Raw genomic sequence first — 17,957 nt, forward strand, 5'->3', positions numbered from 1 at the left:
CCCACGGACGCTGGGCTCTGCGCTTGATACTGGACTCTTCCCACGGACGCCGGACTCGGCGCTTGATACTGGATTGTTCCGGGTCGGTGAACCGGAACATCTATATAATTTTTAGGCTAGCCTAAAATAATGGCTGACGACACCACTGACATCGAGTCACCGACGCGAAGAGAGTACGTCAAGTATGGGGGCACGGTTCTCAGTGCCGGGCTGCTTGCGGGATGCACCGGTAATGCCGAGCGGGGAACCGGCTCCGCGTCGACGGAGGCCGTGACGGAGACGGACACGACAACTGCAGACGGGTCGTACTCCGTGTCGATGTCCCCGATGGGAGCGGTGACCTTCGACTCGCCACCGGAGACCGTCTTCACGCGGCTCACGCACCACGCAGACATGGCGCTCGCCCTGGGTCGCGGGGACACTGTCACGGCAATGCACGCGCCGGACTATTACAGTGGGCTGTGGAACCAGTTCGTCGAACGATTGCCGGGCGTGTCGCTGGACTGGACCGGGCTGTACTCTTCGTGGAAACCGAGCAAAGAGAAACTGTACGAACTGGACAGCGATATCCACCTGGCAGACCCGGCCTGGATCGCCAAACAGGACAACTGGGACCGTGAGGACTTCGAAGAGATCGCCACCAACGTCTCGCCGTGGTTCGGCAACTCGCTGAGTGACCGACACGCCGAACCCCCGTCCGGATGGGGGGACTACGAGTACTACACTCTCTGGGAGCAGTTCGAACTCGTGGCTGAGGCGTTCCAAGAACAGGCCCGATACGAGGCGCTTGCGGCGGTTCACGACGAGATGCGCTCGACCATCGACGCGAACCTGCCGCCCGAGTCGGAGCGCCCGTCGGCGGTACTGCTCGCCGCGGCTGATCTCGACGAGATCTACGCCTATACCCTTGACAACCCCGGATTCCTGACCGCACACACCCGCCCGTTCGGAGCGCGGGATGCCTTCGAGGGCTCGGTCGAGACGAACTCCGTGGTCGACTTCGAGACGCTGCTTGCGGCGGACCCGGACGTCATCCTGCACCTCGGCGGGTTCGAGCCGAACACGAGCCTTCCGGAGCGACGGGAGGCGTTTAAATCCGACCCGGTCGGATCGGAAATCACGGCCGTACAGAACGACCGGATCTACCCCCAGGGAGCGAGATATCAGGGTCCGATACTGCATCTCTTCCAACTGGAGATGACCGCAAAGCAACTGTATCCCGAGCAGTTCGGCGAATGGCCGACGTACACTGAGGGGCCGTATCCCGAAATCCCGGCCGAGGAACAGTTATTCGACCGCAAGCGGGTCGCGGATATCATCAACGGTGGGTTCGAGGCCTGAGCGACAACGATACGGCAGCCGACGCACGGACACTCGGAGCATACTATCGAATAGGCCCATTGTGACAGAGACATCCCAGATATGGATGAATAGTCTACTATCGTAGTAACTATTGGCAGTATATATTGAATATAAGGGTATAGTGGCCTGTTTGTCCAGAAAGAATTTATACCTCCCTGTCATCATCTCACATATGTTAGTTCACGAAGGAAACACGCACTCTTACACCACCGGCTCCGACCGATACTGCCGTCACTGCAACGACGTTGCGTTAGCCTACGACCCGTCGGCTGACCGCCCTCGCTGTCGGTCGTGCGGAAAGCTAGTGTAGCAGCGTCTCTAGCCTTTAGCTGAACCGCCGCTGACCGCCAGTATCGGCCGATCCGAAGCCTGGTCCGTGGGAATTCTCCGAAACTAGTCGCGGAACGCGTAACGAGCTACCGGGTGGGTTGCCTGGCTGACTGCCAGTGCAGACCGACTACAGCTTGACGAGAACTTTGATCGCTTCGCGCTCGTCCATCGCCCGATACCCCTCGGGAACGCCGTCGAGGTCGACGGTTTTCGTGAAGATCGGTGACGGGTCGAGTGTGCCCTGCAGCACATCGGCCAGCAGTTCGTCGGCGTAGGCACGAACCGGTGCCACGCCGCCGTTGAGCGCGATGTTGTCGCCGAACAGTGAGAACACGTCCAGTCCGGAGTCGTCGACCCCATGCGGGACACCGACGTAGCCGACGGTCCCGCCCGGCCGACAGACGTCGATGGCGGTCTCCATCGCTGAGGCCGCACCGACACATTCCAGGACGTGGTTCGCACCGCCGTTGGTCAGATCGTCTGCCGCGTCCACGGCGTCCTGACCACGGGCGGCGATGGTCTCGGTCGCGCCGAACGACTCCGCGAGTTCGAGCCGGTCCTCGTGGTGGCCCATCGCGATGATACGTTCCGCGCCGAGACGGCGGGCCGCGAGTACGCCACACAGTCCGACAGCGCCGTCGCCGACCACGATACAGGAGTCTCCCTCGCTGACGCCGGCGCTGACTGCCGCGTGGTGCCCGGTCCCCATCACGTCCGTCAGCGGGAGAATCGCCTCTAGTGTGTCCTCGTCGTCGGCGTGGCGGTCGGGAACGCGGACGAGCGTCCCGTCGGCTTCCGTCGCTCTGACGTACTCGCCCTGGCCGCCGCCGTTGTCGCCGCCCCAGGAGTCGCCGTTGACACAGGACGTGTGCAGTCCCTTCCGGCAGAACTCACACCGCCCACAGCTGATGACGAACGGGGCGAACACCCGGTCGCCGGGCTCGACTGAGCGCACGTCGTCGCCGACTTCCTCGACGATACCCATCGGTTCGTGGCCGACGCGGGACCCTTCCTCTCGGTCGCTCTGACCGCGATAGAACCACAGGTCGGAGCCACAGACGGCGGTATGGGTCACGCGGACAATCGCGTCGGTTGGCGATTCGATCTCCGGCCGGGGAACTTCTTCGACGGTGATCTCGCCGGGGCCACGGTAGATGGCTGCGCGCATGCGTTTGCTTCGGCTCGGCTGTGGAAAACCGTTCTCATGCCACTTCGGTACGTCACCTTCGCTGCTCGTATTGGATGACAACAATTACCAGTGGTGAGACAGAACTAGGCGGCATGACGGACGTTCTCGTCGTCGGCGGCGGCCCCGCCGGCCTGAGTGCGGCACTGTTCACACAGAAAAACGGCCTAGAAACGACAGTCTTCGACACTGACGGGACCTGGATGCACAAAGCACACCTGTTCAACTATCTCGGAGTAGGCTCTCAGGACGGGTCCGCGTTCATGGAGACTGCTCGTACACAAGTCGACAGCTTCGGCGTCGACCGAAAGCAGGGAACAGAGGTGACCGATGTGGGCCAAACCGACGCCGGATTCGAGGTCGCAACCGAGGATGACACGTACGAAGCATCCTATCTCATCCTCGCGACCGGGGCTAACCGCGACCTCGCTGAGACGCTGGGCTGTGACATGACTGCTGAAGACGTCGTCGACGTGGACGTGACGATGGAGACGAGTGTCGACGACGCCTACGCGACAGGTGGTATGGTCCGAGCCGAGGAGTGGCAGGCAGTCATCTCCGCCGGCGACGGCGCGGCGGCGGCCCTGAATATTCTCACGAAGGAGAAAGGGGAACACTTCCACGACTTCGATACGCCCGCCGACGCGGACGCGCTGTTCGGCCCCGAGGAATAGATTCCGAAACGGCTCCGGACGTGTCTATCTCATTGCTAACCGCTGAATACCGTGTTACTGATCACTGGCCAGCGAGTACGGACTGCATTCGGCGGTAAGCAAACTCGGACTGGATGAGGCTAAGCAAGTGCGTAATTTGTGGCACTGCCGCCTTTACTACGTCACTGCAGTCGGTTTGGGGTTCTGAAACCGACCGACAGCATTATCGACTGATTCACTATGGCATCACAGAGCCATGTGTTCTCTGTGAAGGAGTTCGAGTTCAACATCAGGTTCACTGCGGGTGCCGACCCGGTAATGGACCTGTTTCACGAGTACCCGACGCTACGACTCCGGAACGCCACATGTACCGTGACCGAAAACGCCATGTGGCGTATCGACCACGTAGACGGTCCCGCTGACGCCATCTCCACGTTCGATGAGGTGTTTCTCGACGACGAAGGCTGTAACGAGTGTCTCGACGAGCACCGCTGTTCCGGGACGCGGGAGTACCAGGTTCTCGACCGCCGACCGACTGCCAGAACGGTATATACGTACCACGCAGACACTGACCGGTGTCGTGCAGTACCCACTATCGTCACCGACCACATCGGGGATGGTGTCGTCTTCGAATCGGAACGCACTGGCAGTACGTATCGGTGGCGGGTGTTGTCACCGGTCGAGACGTCGCTCGATCCGCTGTTTGATCATCTCGAATCAACACTTCGAACTGGGGTACAGCTCGATGTCGACCACCTAGGAGGCGCTGAACCATGGCGAGACAAAACACAGCCCGTGTTCCCACAGTGACTGTACAAGGTCCACGGCTGTGCGTATTCGTTGTAATAGGGTGTAAACACGGCTCGATTAAATACGACGCCACTAAACCTGACGCCGAAATCAGTGGACCGACCGCTCGTCGCTTTCGTCGATGGCTTCAATCGGATCGGCGTTGCCAAACGATGGCTCCGGACCGTCCCCGGCCGCGGCCCACTCGCAAGCATTGGCGAGGACTTGTTGGATCGCTTCGTTGTGGTAAATCGGATAGGTCTCGTGGCCCGGCCGGAAATAGAAGATTCGGCCCGCCCCGCGGCGGTAGCAACACCCTGAACGGAACACCTCACCGCCCTCGAACCAGGAGTTGAACACGAGCGTATCCGGTGCCGGAATGTCGAACCGTTCCCCGTACATCTCGGTCTCCGGGAGTTCGATGTACTCGTCGACGCCGTCGGCGATGGAGTGACCGGGCTCGACGACCCACAATCGCTCGGTTTCGGCGGCTTCGCGCCATTTCAGACTGCAGGTCGTCCCCATCAGTTCGCGGAAGATCTTCGAGTAATGGCCCGAGTGGAGGACGATGAGCCCCATGCCGTCGAGGACCCGCTCTTTCACTCGGGAAACCACCTCGTCGTCGACCTGGTCGTGCGCGGCGTGGCCCCACCAGGTCAGAACGTCCGTTTCTGCCAGTACGTCCTCGGTAAGCCCGTGTTCGGGCTCCTGCAGCGTCGCGGTCTCCGTGTCGAATCCGCGCTCTTCCAGTGCCGAGGCGATAGTGCCGTGAATCCCGTCGGGGTACAGGTCCGCGACCGCTTCGTGTTCCTGCTCGTGGACGTATTCGTTCCAGACTGTAACGCGTGTCATACTCGTGGTTTCCACCTCCGCCGTAACGGCGTTGGCCAAGCGGCAATCCGTACGACAGGCGGACGCGATACGTTTTCGTCTCCGCTGGGTATTCGCCGGGAGACCCTCCAACACATCCATCTGCCTCAGAGACCGTCTTGTGTCGCTCAGCGCCGAGTGTCCGGTTCACGTTCTATCGCGCGCCAGCGCCGTTCCAGCGAGGGGACGACAGCCTCGATCTTGAACCCCGGTACGGCCCGTTTTCCAACTGCGTCCACAGGACTGTGAATAACGCCCTGAAACCACCAGATACAGACGACTGTAAGGGGCTCGCGTGAGAGTACAGTCGAGTGAAATCGGGGCGTAAAGCACTGTTATACCGGATACACACGACTGTACTGCACTCCGGACGTTCGTACAGAATACGGCCTGTTTTTTCGGCTATCAGCGCTTCTCGCTTCTGTTCCGGCGCTATTCTGGGTAGACGATAATGTAAACAGTAGATAGGTATAAATACTCCCTGCCAGACGACGTGACTGATGCACCCTACCAGAAACCGCTGTATCGGAAGGTTTCGAGCGATAGAGGCCCGTACCGAGGTGGTTCAGAAATGAGAGCGCGATACTGTTTCCCAGGGCACGTAGCTGGTGACAGTGGCGGCACGTCTCCGGACGAACGGATTCCGGTGGTGAGAACCCATGTCTGAGCACACGCTGGTGCTCCTGGCACTGCTGCCGCTGGCGACGATTGCGGTGTTGATGGTCGGGCTGTACCAGCCTGCGACACGGACAATGCCCATCGCATGGGCGGTTGCGGCTATCGCTGCCTTTGTCGGCTGGCAGATGTCGCCCACGCTGATCGCTGCCGCGTCGATACGCGGCGCGCTGACAGCGACCAGAATCTTGGTCATTGTCTTCGGGGCCATACTCCTGCTGTACACGCTGAAACAGTCCGGCGCGTTCGAAGTCATCAACGCGGGGTTCTCCTCGATCAGCGACGACCGGCGCGTGCAGGTCATCCTGCTCGTTTTCCTCATGGGCTCGTTCATCGAGGGCGCGGCCGGCTTCGGGACGCCCGCGGCCATCGTCGGCCCGCTGCTGGTCGGCCTGGGCTTCCCGCCACTGGCCGCGGTGGTCGTCGCGCTTACGGGGAATATCCTCGCAATCACGTTCGGCGCGGTCGGAACGCCGCTGATAATCGGACTGCGTGACGTGGTGTTCGCAGAGGGTACGGGCGCATCACAGCAGGTGCTCCAGCAGGGCGGCTTCGAGAGCGTCGGCGCGTACGTCGCTCAGATCGGTGTGTGGGCGGCGCTCATCCACGCTATCGTCGGCATCGCCATCCCGTTCATCGGCGTAGCGATGATGACGCGTTTCTTCGGAGAAGAGCGGTCGATCAAACCGGCGCTCGAAGTCCTGCCGCTGTGCCTCTTCGCGTGGGCTTCCTTTGCAATACCCTACGTCGCGACCGCGTACTTCCTCGGTCCGACGTTCCCGGCCCTGCTCGGTGCGATGGTTGGCCTGCTCGTGGTCACGACCACGCTACGGGCCGGCTACTTCCTCCCAGACGACGAATGGGACTTCGGCCCGCAGGAGCAGTGGCCGGACCACTGGATCGGCAGTATCGAGCCCGGCGAGGGCGTCGGCACCACGACGGGTGACAGCCGAGAGGGAACCGTCGCGGCCGACGGCGGCACGGCAACGTTTGAAGAATCCCACTCGCAGGACATGTCGCTGGGTATGGCCTGGCTGCCGTACCTCCTCGTCGCCGCACTGCTGGTCGTGACCCGCGTCGTCAGTCCGATTCAGGAGTTCTTGTCGACGAACGGCGTTCTCCTGTGGAGTAACATCCTCGGTACGCCGTTCTCGGAGGGCGTCGAGCTGTTCTACCTCCCCGGGAGCCTCTTCGTCCTCGTCGCCGTGATCACGTACGCGCTCCACGGAATGGACACTGATGGAATCAAGGCCTCGTGGAGCGAGGCGCTTCGGAACATCGCTCCGGCCGTCGTCGCACTGTGGTTCGCGGTCGCCACGGTCATGATCATGCAGCGGACCGGCAGCGCCGTCGTGCTGGAGGCCGCGCCGATCAACTCCGGAATGCTCGGCCTGCTGTCGGAAATCACGGCAAACGGGACCGGCCAGATGTTCCCGTTCTTCTCGGGCTTCATCGGTGCGTTCGGCGCGTTCATCGCCGGTTCGAACACGGTCAGCGACATCCTGTTCGGACTGTTCCAGTTCCAGGCCGCACAGCAGATCGGTGCGCCGACCCAGATCGTGGTCGCCGCGCAGGCGGTCGGTGGCGCAATCGGCAACCTCATCGCGATTCACAACGTGGTCGCCGCCCTCACCGTGGTCGGCCTCATCGGTGAGGAGGGACGCGTCATCCGTCTCGAACTGATACCGGTGCTGTACTACGGCGTGTTCACGGGCATATTGACGCTCATCCTGGCATACGTCGTGGCACCGGCCGCGTTCTAACTCCTCCCACTCTCTCACTTCCTACTTATGGCATACGACTCCCGACCCCCCGAGAAGCGTGACCCGGCGACAGACCCGAGCGCGAACTACGATTACCAGGGCGACAGCGTCCACCGACCGGACCTCGTGGCGGCCCTGAAGCGCCGCGTGGATGGCGACGTACGCTTCGATACGTACACCCGTGAGCTATTTGCGACTGATGCGAGCGCGTACGAACAGCGCCCAATCGGCGTTGTCTCACCGGTTTCGACCGACGATGTGGTCGCGGTGATGGAGTACTGCGACAAGCAGGATATTCCGGTGCTCCCACGGGGTGGCGGGACCAGTCTCGCCGGGCAGGCCGTCAACGAGGCCGTCGTCCTCGATTTCAAGCGGCACATGGACGAGACGCTGTCGGTCGATCCCGAGGCCAAGCAGGCCCGCGCACAGGCGGGCATCACCATCGCCCGTCTCAACGACCGGCTCGAACCCCACGGCCTGAAGTTCGCGCCGGACCCCGCCTGGGGCGACAAGAGCGTCCTCGGCGGTGCAATCGGGAACAACACGACCGGTGCACACTCGCTGAAATACGGCAAGACAGACGCCTACATCGAGGAGTGCGAGGTCGTTCTCGCTGACGGCACTCAGACAACGTTTGGCTGGGTCGATGTCGACGACCTCGAATCGCGAGCGGCCGAGGCCGGCCCGAACGCCGACCTCGAAACCCGGATCTACGCCGAAGTCGCGAAGATCCTCTCGAAGGACGCGGCGGAGATAGACGCCAGATATCCGGAGCTCAAGCGCAACGTCTCGGGATATAATCTGGATGAACTGGTCGACAGCGCCAGGGAACGCGGCGAAGTCAACCTTGCCCGCTTGCTCGCCGGGAGCGAAGGGACACTGGCTGTTGTCACTGAGGCGACAGTCTCGCTCGAACCCGTTCCCGACGCTACGGCCATCGCCATGCTGACCTACGACGATATCCTGTCGGCGATGCGGGACGTCGCCCCGATTCTCGATCACGACCCCTCGGCCGTCGAGGTGATGGACGACGTGCTCCTCGACCTCGCTGCGGAGACCCCGGAGTTCGCTGACGTCGTCGGCATGCTCCCCGAGGAGACGGACTCGACGCTGCTCGTCGAGTTCTACGCGGATTCGGCCGAGGACGGCGCGCAGAAGGTCGCCGACCTGCTCGCCGACCGACTGCCTGACTACGACGCTCGGGAATCGCCGCGTGACGGGGGGGCTTCCGTCACTGATGCCCCCGTCAACGCTGTCGATGCACTGGAGGCATACGACGCGGACCGGCAGGCGAAGTTCTGGAAGATGCGCAAGGCCGGTCTGCCGATCCTCCTGTCGCGGACTGGCGACGACAAGCACTGGCCGTTCGTCGAAGACACGGCTATCCCGGCCGAGAACCTCCCGGAATACGTCGCCGATATCCGGGAGCTGTTCGACGAACACGACACGTTCGCCTCCTACTACGCCCACGCCGGCCCCGGCGTGTTGCACATCCGGCCGCTGTTGAACCTGAAATCCGAGGACGGTATCGAAACGATGGAAGCCATCTCCGACGCTATCACGGACCTCGTCGTCCAGTACGACGGGTCGGTGTCGGGTGAACACGGTGACGGCCGTGCCCGGACCCAGTGGAATCGCAAACTCTACGGGGACGACCTCTGGGAGACGTTTCGTGACCTGAAGACGGCCTTCGACCCGGACTGGCGGCTGAATCCGGGCAACATCTGCGGCGACCACGACCCGGCCGAGAACCTCCGGTACGACCCGGACTACGAGTTCGACGCGGGCTTCGAACCCACGCTCGACTGGGACAACGAGAACGGGTTTCAGGGGATGGTCGAACTCTGTCACGGCTGTGCGGGCTGTACCGGCCACCAGGAAACCACCGGCGGCGTCATGTGTCCGACCTACCGCGCCGCCGAGGAGGAAATCACCAGCACTCGTGGTCGGGCCAACATGCTCCGGTCGGCGATGGACGGTGACCTCCCCGAGGACCCCACCGACGAGGAGTTCGTCACGGAAGTCCTCGACCTCTGTATCGGCTGTAAAGGCTGCAAAAAGGACTGCCCGAGCGGCGTCGACATGGCGAAGCTCAAAGCCGAGGTGGTCCACGAACACCACCAGCGTGAAGGTATCTCGCTGCGGGACCGGCTGTTCGCCAACGTCGAGACGGTGCTCTCGCTTGGGAGCGCGTTCGCCCCGGTGTCGAACTGGCTGCTGGATTTGCCGGGCTCGGGGTTCCTTATGGAGAAAACGGTCGGTATCACCGAGGAACGGACGCTGCCCGCCTTCCACCGGACTACGTTCCGGGACTGGTGGGCTGACCGCGGCGGGGCACTGATTGCTGCGAACAAAGCCGAGCGGAAGGCGCTCGTGATCGCCGACCCGTACACGAACTACAGCCATCCCGATGTCGGGAAAGCGGCCGTAGAAGTGTTGGAGGCGGCGGGCGTCCACGTAGTTGTGCCTGACGGTGTGACCGATAGCGGCCGTCCCGCATTCTCCAAGAGTATGCTGGACCACGCTCGCGAGACGGCACGAGCGAACGTCGACGTGCTCGCACCGCGAATCCGCGACGGCTGGGACGTGGTCACCATCGAACCGTCCGACGCGGTGATGTATCAGGTCGACTACCGGGACCTCCTCTCGGGCGACGACGTCGACACCGTCGCGGCGAACACGTACGGCGTCTGCGAGTATCTCGACACGTACCGGCTGGGAGAGGCTATCTCCTTCGACGAACCGGGCGGCTCGCTGGCGTACCACGGCCACTGCCACCAGAAGGCGACGAAGAAAGACCACCACGCCGTCGGCGTTCTGCGCCGGGCCGGATATGCTGTCGACCCGCTTGATTCGGGCTGTTGCGGGATGGCAGGGAGCTTCGGCTACGAGGCCGAACACTACTCGATGAGCGAGGGCATCGCGGACCTCCTCCTGGGCCAGATTGACGATTCGCCTGCCGAGCGAGTCGTCGCGCCCGGCGCGTCCTGCCGGTCCCAGATCGACGACTTCGGCGACGGTGACGCGGAGCCGCCACATCCCATCGAGATGGTCGCGGCCGCGCTCCAGTAGCACGGCCCGCATCGCTGGCTCCACGAGCTACGAGGTCAGAACCCGATACCGTCTCGCTGTCGGACTGTCACGTCGTGTCCGTCGACTGTCGACCGAAGCGCCTGCGTGAAGGGCTCAGCGTCGAACTGCCCGTGGACTCTGACTGTTGTGGCGGAGCCCGTTCGGGGTCGCGCTGTGATCTTTGGCCGACCGACCCGGCCGCCAGAGTGGACCTCGATTTTGTCGAGTGTGTCGTACGACTGTGTCTCGACCGTTTCGGCGGTTTCGAGAGCCGCGTGGACGCCCTCTTCGACCACCCGTGATGCGAACGCCGCGGCCCGCTGGTCCGGCGACCCGAACAGCAGGTCGACGGGTGTCAAATAGTCGTACTCGACGAAGTAGGCCCGCTCCGTACAGAACAACACGTCGACCATCCGGAGCGGGTACGACCCCCGCATCGTGTAATGCAAGTGGACGCGGAGTTCGTCGGTCACGAGAACCACCCTTGCGCGGTGGCGGCGTCAGTGACTGTCCCGTTTGCCGTGACTTTCGCGCGTCCCACTCGATACATCGTATACGCCTGGACGAGCAGGCAGATCGCCCAGAGGGCGTACCCTCCCAGTGCGCTGCCGAGCACCGTCGTCTGGACGGCAAACGCCTGCAACCCCAGCTGTGTCGCTAGCCCGGTCCCGATCAGGAGGACGCTGAAGTAGCCGAAAAACGCCGCGGCGACCCACATTGCGACAATGCGACCCCAGCCCGGCATCGTGTGCTCCGGCAGCCGGACCGTGTTGACGAGCTGGACGATGACGATGTACGGCCACATCAACAGCCCGGACATCGCCGCGCCGACGACCAGGAGCCCGAAGGGATCGGATATCGATATCGGGAGGGTGAGGATGAAGATGCCCCAGCCACAGAAGACGGTCAGCAGTCCCCAGAACAGCCGGGGCAGGCTCCAGCCCGCGTCCCGACCGTACAGCTCGTAGATGATGTCGGAGCTGTTCCGGACGAACGACTCGATGATCGCGTATTCGGTCGTGAACAGGGCGAGAAACAGCGTGACGTAGATGACGCTCGTCGTGAACCCGCCGACCGACGGCGCGATCTCGATGAGCCACATATCGACCGCGTCGCTCGTCGCTCCCGGTGCCTGTGACACCGCGATGACGACCAGCATCGTCGTGACGAGGAGGAGGCCCAGCAGGAAGGTCAACAGGTGTTCGAGCTGTGTCACGCGCCACCAGCCGCGCCACCGTTTGAGGTTTTGCGTGTCCGGGGTGAACGTGAACCCGTCCTCGTGGACCGTCTCGGGGTCGTCGCCGGCGAAGGGGTTCTTGATCCGGCCCTGATACCGCCCCATCCCGTAGCCCTTCTCGCGTATCCAGAGGCTCTGTGAGAGGTTGAGGTAGCCGCCCGCGCCGGCGTAGGCCAGCGCCCCGACCAGCACGGCGATGGTCCCGACCGGCGAGTAGTCGCCGACCTCCGTCAGGCTCCCCGGAACACCGACCAGCACGTCCACTGACCCGATGAGAACGAACAGCAGCAGGGTGAACGCAATAGACAGCGCCACCAGAACAAGCTGGAGGCTCTCGACGACGTTGTACATCAGCGGCGTCACCTGGTAGGTAATCCAGATGAACACCATGAGCGCGATGCCGAACAGTCGCCAGCCGACGATGTCGACGCCAGCAACGTCGTACGTGCCGAGTCCAAGGCCCTGTGCGCCGATCTGCGCGGCGCTCGCGGCCCACCCCGGCCAGCCGAGACTGATGAACCCGCCGACCAGCATGGCCAGCGGGAGAACCGGATGGACCCGTTCGAACGCCCGAAACACGCTCTCACCGGTCGCCAGTGTCCACCGCTGTATCTCCGTATTGATGACAAAGTGGAGACAGACCGCCACGAGGAACAGCCAGTACAGTCCCCAGCCGTAACTGGCGACCAGATGCGGCCAGAACAGCGTCTCACCGCTGCCGAGCGACGCCCCCAGCATGATCGCGCTGGGACCGACGACGTGGCGGAGCTTCGGCACTTTCGGCAAGGAGAGTTCTCTGAACCGCCCGCCCGTCCCCGTGTCCGGATGGGCATCGCTCTCCGGTGCCGCCTCGAGGTTGTCGTACGCGACCGGCGTGTACGATGAGATGGGATACCGCTGCTCTTTGCGAGAGGCGTACACTTCCGATGTCTCTGACTCCGCGTCTTCCGTTACGTCCGACTGTTCCGTCGGCTTTTCCTCTGGCATCGGTGAACTCACCCACCGACGTAGTGCCAGACGTGCTCGTGGTCGGCGGCCAGGTCGACCTGTGGGAGGTCTTCGAGCGCGGGTCCGATAGCGTCCCACCACTCGTCAGCGGTCTTGTAGCCCGCCGGATGCTCCTGAAACACCTCGGTAATGAGCTTCCCGGCATCCGTGTTGGGGTTTTCACGGAGGTAGTCGTACGCGGCCCTCAGCGCTGCACGCCGGTCGTCGAGTACGTCCCCCGTCCCCGGCAGGTCCGCGTCGGCGATACTGTGTTCGACCGGCGGCTCTCGTTGCTGCTGTTGCGCGTCCGAGCCGACGAGCTGGGAGAACGGGATCCACCAGACCCGGCTCCGTGCGCCGACCTTCCGCGTTTCCAGCTCACCCCGCTCGACGAGTACTTCGAGCTTGTTGTGTGCCGTTTTCCGGGAACAACCGAGTGCGTCCATCACATCGGTTGCCGTCAACGGCTTCGCCTGGTCCGTTCGGTCTCGAAACACCGAGAGCACTCGCTCCGGTGTGAACTCTGCCGTGGACGGTGGCGACCCGTCAGCCCGACCATCGTCCGCGGTATTGCTCATACGTAGCCATTACAGTCGTATGTAATAGACTTTTCTGCAGAGAACTCCGATCCGGGAGCAAACGACCTCCTTCCGTCTGACGCTCGATGGGTCTCAATTTCACACGAAGGTAGGAAATCACTTCCCGGTCGACGCACCGACAACGGCTGTTGCAGATATCCCAAATCCGGTCCACTTCCGACAGCAACCACGTTGCCGTCGGACCGGTCCACCCCTTACTCGGCCGGTTCCCGCGGCGGCACCGACTGCTCGGTTTCCACGACCGCACGGTCGGGGAGTTCGGGGTTGGGTGTCCGACCGACCGTCAGCAGGCGTTCGGTGAGTGTCAGCTCCTCCGGACTGGGGCTCGGTTTCTGGACTTCCTCGTAGTCGACGACCACCTGCCCGTCTTCGGCCGTAATGCGCACCGCACAGAGCTGGTAGGAGGGGTAAAACACCGGCGGAAGGAGCCCGATGATGCCGTCCCGACGGTGGAGGCGTTTGAGCCAGGTCCCGCTGTTGACGACCAGCCCGCCGTCTACCGACTGCACGCTCGGCCGGTGCGTGTGACCGTAACAGAAGACGACCACGTCTTCCTTTTCGTCGAACACTTCCCGGGCGGCTTCCTTGTACGGTGTCTGGGTATCGACCGTGAGGTCGGTCTCGAAGACTCCGAACCGGTTGATGGTTTTCTTGATGTCCTGTCGCAGAAGGTACAACGGGATGCCCACGAGCAACAGCAGCCCGGCCAGCGACGCGTTCACGACAAGCAGCATCCAGATGGCGGTGCCGACCGTGCCGAACTGGCCAAGAAACGACGTCGTCGTTTCGACCGGCGCGGACCAGACGCCCAGCAGGTTCAGCGCCGCCAGAATCGCCAGGATGGCGCTGATGTTGAACAGCAACAGGAACGGGACCAGCGCGTACCGCAACAGCGGGTTCATCTCCCGATAGAAGTACTTCGAGAGCATCCACACCGGGACCCGCTCGGTCGGCGTTACGGCCTGGACGTCCTTGAGCCAGTTGTACCGACCCCGGTCCGACAGCTGGCCGGCCCGACTTGTCACGAGCGTGTTGTAGTAGTAGCCAAGCGGCGTCACGTTGGTGTCCCCCCAGTCTTCGATGCGGTTGTTGGGGTCCTGCTGATTGCCGTGTTCGAGGTGGATGGCCTGGTCCCCCACCGGACGGGTAATCGACTTCGACTGGACAAGGTCTACGTTGTACGCCGCGAACCGCTCCACGTACTCGTCGTAGGCCGCGAGTTCGTGGTCGTGGTTGCCCGGTATCAGCGTGATCTGGATGTTCTCGCCGGTCTTTCGCAACTGCTCGAACAGCGACGGATAGGTCTCTTCGAGGGCGTCGAACTTCTCCAGTCCCGACATGCCGGTGAACTCCCACAGCCCGAACGCGTCGCCGTTGATGAGTAGTTCGGCGTGCTCGTCGGTGGTCTCTAACCGCCCCAGAAAATCGAGTAGTTCGTCGAGAAATTCCACGTCCTCTAGCTGCTCGTCGCCGCCGATGTGGAGGTCGCTGATGACGTAGTAGACGCGGTCGTCGGCGGTGCCGTCCATTGAATACGGGTTCTTGATCCACAGACAAAGGCGTTGCTCTCCGGGAAATCACGACGGGAAATTGTGGTCTCAGCCGGGACTGTGGCGTATAGACGCGCTTCAACCGATATCGAGACCTGCTCGATTACAGTTCCAGCACGGCCCGGAACCGCGCTTCGTTGTCGATCATCCGCCCGTATGCTTCGTTGACGTCTTCGAGCGGGTAGGTCTCTATCTCCGGCGCGATGTCACGGAGCGAACTGAACTCCAGCGTGTCCTGTGAGTCGCGTGCGTGTCCGGAGGCCCAGCCTTCGACACCGCCCCGGCTCTGGACGAGCTGCTGTGCGCTCACTTCCACTGGCTCGCCGGGAACGCCGACGACTACGACTGAGCCATCGACGCCGATTCCGCTGACGATAGAACTGATGGCGTCACTCGACGGTGCCGTCGCCAGCACGACGTCGGCCCCACCGAGTTCCTGTAGCCGCTGGCCGGCATCCACGTCCGCCGCGTTGATGAAGTGGTCGGCTCCCAGCTCTTTCGCCAGCGATTCCTTCTCCGGCGTTCGGGAAATGGCGGCCGTCTCGAAGCCGGCCGCGTGAGCATACTGGACCCCGAGGTGACCGAGTCCGCCGACGCCCTGCACCGCGACCAGATCTCCGACGTTCGCATCGCTGTTCCGCAGCGCGTTGAACGTCGTCACGCCCGCACAGAGCAACGGCGCTGCGGCCGCCGCGTCCAGCGCCTCCGGAATCTTGGCGAGCGCTTCCGACGGTGCAGTCATGTACTCGGCGTAGCCGCCGTCGTAGCTCAGCCCAGTGATCTCGCCGTTCTCACACTGGAGGAAGTTCCCCTGTCGACACTGCTCACACGTCGAACAGTGGCCGCCGTGCCAGCCGACGCCGACCCTGTCGCCCACGTCCCAGGCGTCGACAGCGTCGCCGACGGCATCGACGTGTCCAGCCACCTCGTGGCCGGGAACCCGCGGATAGGAGACGACCGGGTTGGTCCCCTCTTTCGTGAACACGTCGCTGTGACAGATGCCACAGGCGTCGACCGAGACCCGTACCTCGCCCGGGTCGGGTTCGGGCACGTCCCGTTCGACGACCTCGAAGTCTGCCCCTGCCTCAGGCACGACCGCCGCTCGCATTGTGTCTGACATAGCGATACTTCCGGCTCGACGCGGATAAGCGGCCAGTTACCAGAGAGTTGTACGAGAGCGTCGGCTGCGATACAGCCGTGCCAATCGGTTCAGTCCGCCTCCCGATTCATACTGCCAGCTGTACGTCTGTGAAGAATCTCGCCACCTCGGGGTGGCAAATACCTTGAAATAGTTACAGCCGGCAGTATCAGGACCGGAGCCGCTGAATGCGCTTCTCAGTCGGGGGATGGGTCGAGAACAGTTTCTCGAACAGCCCCTTGTCGGCGTTGAAGATACAGAGGGCGTTCATGCTGTCCTCGACTTTCGATTCGCGTCCTTCAGCACCGCGAGAGATTTTTTCGAGCGCACGGGCCAGCGGCTCGCCGGTGCCGATGGCGCGGCGCGCGTCCGCGTCGGCGACGTACTCCCGATACCGTGAGATAGCCAGCACGAACACCATGACCAGCGCGTTCGCGAGCGAGGAGGCGATCATCGCCATGATCCAGGAGCCAACGTTTCGCTCGCCGCCGAACAGTACCGCGAAGTAGGCGACGTAGCCGACGAGCATCCCGATAGACTGGCCGACGACCATCGTGATGACGTCCCGGTTCTTGATGTGGGCCAGTTCGTGTGCGATCACGCCCTCCAGTTCGTCGTCGTCGAGGAGTTGCATCAGTTCGCTCGACACGACGACGACACCCGCACCTTTCCGTCCGACCGCGAAGGCGTTGGGCACGCCCATGTCCATCACCATCAGCCGGGGCTCCTCGATATTCATATCTCTGCAGAGCCGCCGGACCATCTGGTGGACGTAGCCGAACCGCTGGTCGTCCGGCATATCCTCCGCGCCACGGAGTGCCAGCCACTTCCCGAGTTTGTACTGGATCGCCGGCACCACGAGGATTCCGACGAGGAGCACCGGGACGAGCGGCAGGCCCAACAGCACCGACAGTGCCGTGCCGGCGAAAACGTAGAACGCGAACAGAATCGCACCGACGACGAGCATCCGCACCTGTAATCCGAAGTCTGCCATACAGGGTCAAGTCCGTCCGGCCGTATAAACCGTCTGGCCGACGATGCCGCTCGTGTCACTGGGTTTTAGCCACAGGTACGGTGACGATTCCGGGGAAATTCGTCGATTCAGTCCACACAGCGGTCGGTCATTATGCTTTGCGGAGTGCGTAACTCCGACGGCCGTGCGTTTCGAGCGTGAGAGACGCCAGCCGCCAGTCGGTCTCCGCACAGAACTGGTGGACGGCAGGGATGACGCCGTTCACGATTTTGTAGTCGTCGCCCGCGATTAGCCGTCCGCTGTGACGGCCCGCTGGCTCTCTGAGTTCGGCCAGCGTCGCCTCATACTCGTGGGAGCTGTTGATATACACCCAGTCGAGCGAGTCGGTGTCGGCATCACGGAGCACGGAGATGGGCCCAGCGTCCCGCAGACGGACAGCACCCCGTGCTCGCTACAGCGCCGCTCAACAGCCTGGCGCTCCTCGTCGCTTTCCCACTCATCGACCAGAGAGAGCGTCTCCGGCCGCGTGACCCGGACGATTGATTCGGCGAACCGTCTCCGGTCCCGAACTCGGCGGCGGTCGCGCTGGTCGGCATGTATTCGAGGAGGTCCGTCCGGTGGGGGAGGAGTTGCACGTTTTCAAGCTCTGCCGCCGGGAGCGACTCCGGGACAGCTTCCTCTCGGTTCAGGATGGTCGCTGCTGCGACTCCCTCGGACGTTTCGGGTGGGAACACGGTCTGGCAAAGTCCGGCGACCACCGGGTAGAGTCAGGC

Annotated in this window: 15 protein-coding genes; 5 read left to right on the plus strand and 10 right to left on the minus strand. The window is 62.9% G+C overall.

Annotated elements, in window-relative coordinates; all coding sequences use genetic code 11:
- Window positions 1-129 precede the first annotated feature (129 nt).
- Window positions 130-1,341 (plus strand): ABC transporter substrate-binding protein, encoded by a 1,212-nt coding sequence (locus ACNO8S_RS18040; protein ID WP_420182914.1) that lies wholly within the window; start codon window positions 130-132, stop codon window positions 1,339-1,341.
- Window positions 1,342-1,819: 478 nt separating this feature from the next.
- On the opposite strand, the gene ACNO8S_RS18045 is transcribed toward ACNO8S_RS18040, so the two are convergent.
- Window positions 1,820-2,860, minus strand: a complete 1,041-nt coding sequence (locus ACNO8S_RS18045; protein WP_151104117.1) for a zinc-dependent alcohol dehydrogenase family protein — start codon at window positions 2,858-2,860, stop codon at window positions 1,820-1,822.
- Between the two features lie 113 nt (window positions 2,861-2,973).
- Between ACNO8S_RS18045 and ACNO8S_RS18050 the strand changes: the two genes are divergently transcribed.
- Entirely contained in the window at window positions 2,974-3,552 is a 579-nt protein-coding gene (locus ACNO8S_RS18050; RefSeq protein WP_064289022.1) for an FAD-dependent oxidoreductase, read from the plus strand.
- A gap of 219 nt (window positions 3,553-3,771) precedes the next feature.
- Entirely contained in the window at window positions 3,772-4,341 is a 570-nt protein-coding gene (locus ACNO8S_RS18055; RefSeq protein WP_050006951.1) for a hypothetical protein, read from the plus strand.
- Between the two features lie 90 nt (window positions 4,342-4,431).
- Here ACNO8S_RS18055 and ACNO8S_RS18060 read toward each other — a convergent pair whose 3' ends face one another.
- Complete coding sequence (locus tag ACNO8S_RS18060) at window positions 4,432-5,172, minus strand: ThuA domain-containing protein (RefSeq protein ID WP_151104116.1); 741 nt, start codon at window positions 5,170-5,172, stop codon at window positions 4,432-4,434.
- Between the two features lie 677 nt (window positions 5,173-5,849).
- Here ACNO8S_RS18060 and ACNO8S_RS18065 point away from each other — a divergent pair.
- Together ACNO8S_RS18065 and ACNO8S_RS18070 are read left to right on the plus strand one after the other, a co-directional pair.
- The gene (locus ACNO8S_RS18065; protein ID WP_129756301.1) at window positions 5,850-7,628 is read left to right on the plus strand and encodes an L-lactate permease; all 1,779 of its coding nucleotides are present in this window, start codon (window positions 5,850-5,852) and stop codon (window positions 7,626-7,628) included.
- A gap of 27 nt (window positions 7,629-7,655) precedes the next feature.
- Window positions 7,656-10,700 carry an FAD-binding and (Fe-S)-binding domain-containing protein gene (locus tag ACNO8S_RS18070; RefSeq protein WP_420182915.1) on the plus strand — a complete coding sequence of 1,015 codons (3,045 nt, stop codon included), beginning with the start codon at window positions 7,656-7,658 and terminating at the stop codon, window positions 10,698-10,700.
- 35 nt (window positions 10,701-10,735) lie between these two features.
- Here the strand turns inward: ACNO8S_RS18070 and ACNO8S_RS18075 are convergent, their stop codons facing one another.
- The 8 genes from ACNO8S_RS18075 to ACNO8S_RS18110 all read right to left on the minus strand — a co-directional run bounded on the left by ACNO8S_RS18075 (window position 10,736) and on the right by ACNO8S_RS18110 (window position 17,918).
- On the minus strand, window positions 10,736-11,182 hold the full coding sequence (locus tag ACNO8S_RS18075; RefSeq protein ID WP_151147416.1) for a hypothetical protein: 447 nt from the start codon (window positions 11,180-11,182) through the stop codon (window positions 10,736-10,738).
- The gene (locus ACNO8S_RS18080; RefSeq protein WP_050038426.1) at window positions 11,170-12,924 is read right to left on the minus strand and encodes an Nramp family divalent metal transporter; all 1,755 of its coding nucleotides are present in this window, start codon (window positions 12,922-12,924) and stop codon (window positions 11,170-11,172) included. The genes ACNO8S_RS18075 and ACNO8S_RS18080 overlap by 13 nt, the downstream gene beginning before the upstream one ends.
- A gap of 8 nt (window positions 12,925-12,932) precedes the next feature.
- Window positions 12,933-13,502: a helix-turn-helix transcriptional regulator gene (locus ACNO8S_RS18085; RefSeq protein ID WP_014031253.1), complete on the minus strand. Its 570-nt coding sequence runs from the start codon at window positions 13,500-13,502 to the stop codon at window positions 12,933-12,935.
- Between the two features lie 215 nt (window positions 13,503-13,717).
- Window positions 13,718-15,052, minus strand: a complete 1,335-nt coding sequence (locus ACNO8S_RS18090) for a metallophosphoesterase (protein ID WP_050038427.1) — start codon at window positions 15,050-15,052, stop codon at window positions 13,718-13,720.
- Window positions 15,053-15,176: 124 nt separating this feature from the next.
- The gene (locus tag ACNO8S_RS18095; protein ID WP_191907495.1) at window positions 15,177-16,181 is read right to left on the minus strand and encodes an alcohol dehydrogenase; all 1,005 of its coding nucleotides are present in this window, start codon (window positions 16,179-16,181) and stop codon (window positions 15,177-15,179) included.
- Window positions 16,182-16,380: 199 nt separating this feature from the next.
- On the minus strand, window positions 16,381-17,205 hold the full coding sequence (locus tag ACNO8S_RS18100) for a M48 family metallopeptidase (protein WP_008312162.1): 825 nt from the start codon (window positions 17,203-17,205) through the stop codon (window positions 16,381-16,383).
- A 130-nt stretch (window positions 17,206-17,335) separates the two neighbouring features.
- The gene (locus tag ACNO8S_RS18105; protein ID WP_014031250.1) at window positions 17,336-17,590 is read right to left on the minus strand and encodes a hypothetical protein; all 255 of its coding nucleotides are present in this window, start codon (window positions 17,588-17,590) and stop codon (window positions 17,336-17,338) included.
- Complete coding sequence (locus ACNO8S_RS18110) at window positions 17,580-17,918, minus strand: hypothetical protein (RefSeq protein ID WP_252718743.1); 339 nt, start codon at window positions 17,916-17,918, stop codon at window positions 17,580-17,582. Before ACNO8S_RS18110 ends, ACNO8S_RS18105 begins: the two co-directional genes overlap by 11 nt.
- Window positions 17,919-17,957 lie beyond the last annotated feature (39 nt).

It is taken from the genome of Haloarcula sp. KBTZ06 (genome assembly GCF_048595605.1).
In the GTDB taxonomy this organism is placed as follows: domain Archaea; phylum Halobacteriota; class Halobacteria; order Halobacteriales; family Haloarculaceae; genus Haloarcula; species Haloarcula hispanica.

Bases quoted from the DNA above. Each gene is read 5' to 3' on its own strand.
- ACNO8S_RS18040 (WP_420182914.1), top strand. From the start codon at position 130: ATGGCTGACGACACCACTGACATCGAGTCACCGACGCGAAGAGAGTAC.
- ACNO8S_RS18045 (WP_151104117.1), bottom strand. From the start codon at position 2,860: ATGCGCGCAGCCATCTACCGTGGCCCCGGCGAGATCACCGTCGAAGAA.
- ACNO8S_RS18050 (WP_064289022.1), top strand. From the start codon at position 2,974: ATGACGGACGTTCTCGTCGTCGGCGGCGGCCCCGCCGGCCTGAGTGCG.
- ACNO8S_RS18055 (WP_050006951.1), top strand. From the start codon at position 3,772: ATGGCATCACAGAGCCATGTGTTCTCTGTGAAGGAGTTCGAGTTCAAC.
- ACNO8S_RS18060 (WP_151104116.1), bottom strand. From the start codon at position 5,172: ATGACACGCGTTACAGTCTGGAACGAATACGTCCACGAGCAGGAACAC.
- ACNO8S_RS18065 (WP_129756301.1), top strand. From the start codon at position 5,850: ATGTCTGAGCACACGCTGGTGCTCCTGGCACTGCTGCCGCTGGCGACG.
- ACNO8S_RS18070 (WP_420182915.1), top strand. From the start codon at position 7,656: ATGGCATACGACTCCCGACCCCCCGAGAAGCGTGACCCGGCGACAGAC.
- ACNO8S_RS18080 (WP_050038426.1), bottom strand. From the start codon at position 12,924: ATGCCAGAGGAAAAGCCGACGGAACAGTCGGACGTAACGGAAGACGCG.
- ACNO8S_RS18085 (WP_014031253.1), bottom strand. From the start codon at position 13,502: ATGAGCAATACCGCGGACGATGGTCGGGCTGACGGGTCGCCACCGTCC.
- ACNO8S_RS18090 (WP_050038427.1), bottom strand. From the start codon at position 15,052: ATGGACGGCACCGCCGACGACCGCGTCTACTACGTCATCAGCGACCTC.
- ACNO8S_RS18095 (WP_191907495.1), bottom strand. From the start codon at position 16,181: ATGCGAGCGGCGGTCGTGCCTGAGGCAGGGGCAGACTTCGAGGTCGTC.
- ACNO8S_RS18100 (WP_008312162.1), bottom strand. From the start codon at position 17,205: ATGGCAGACTTCGGATTACAGGTGCGGATGCTCGTCGTCGGTGCGATT.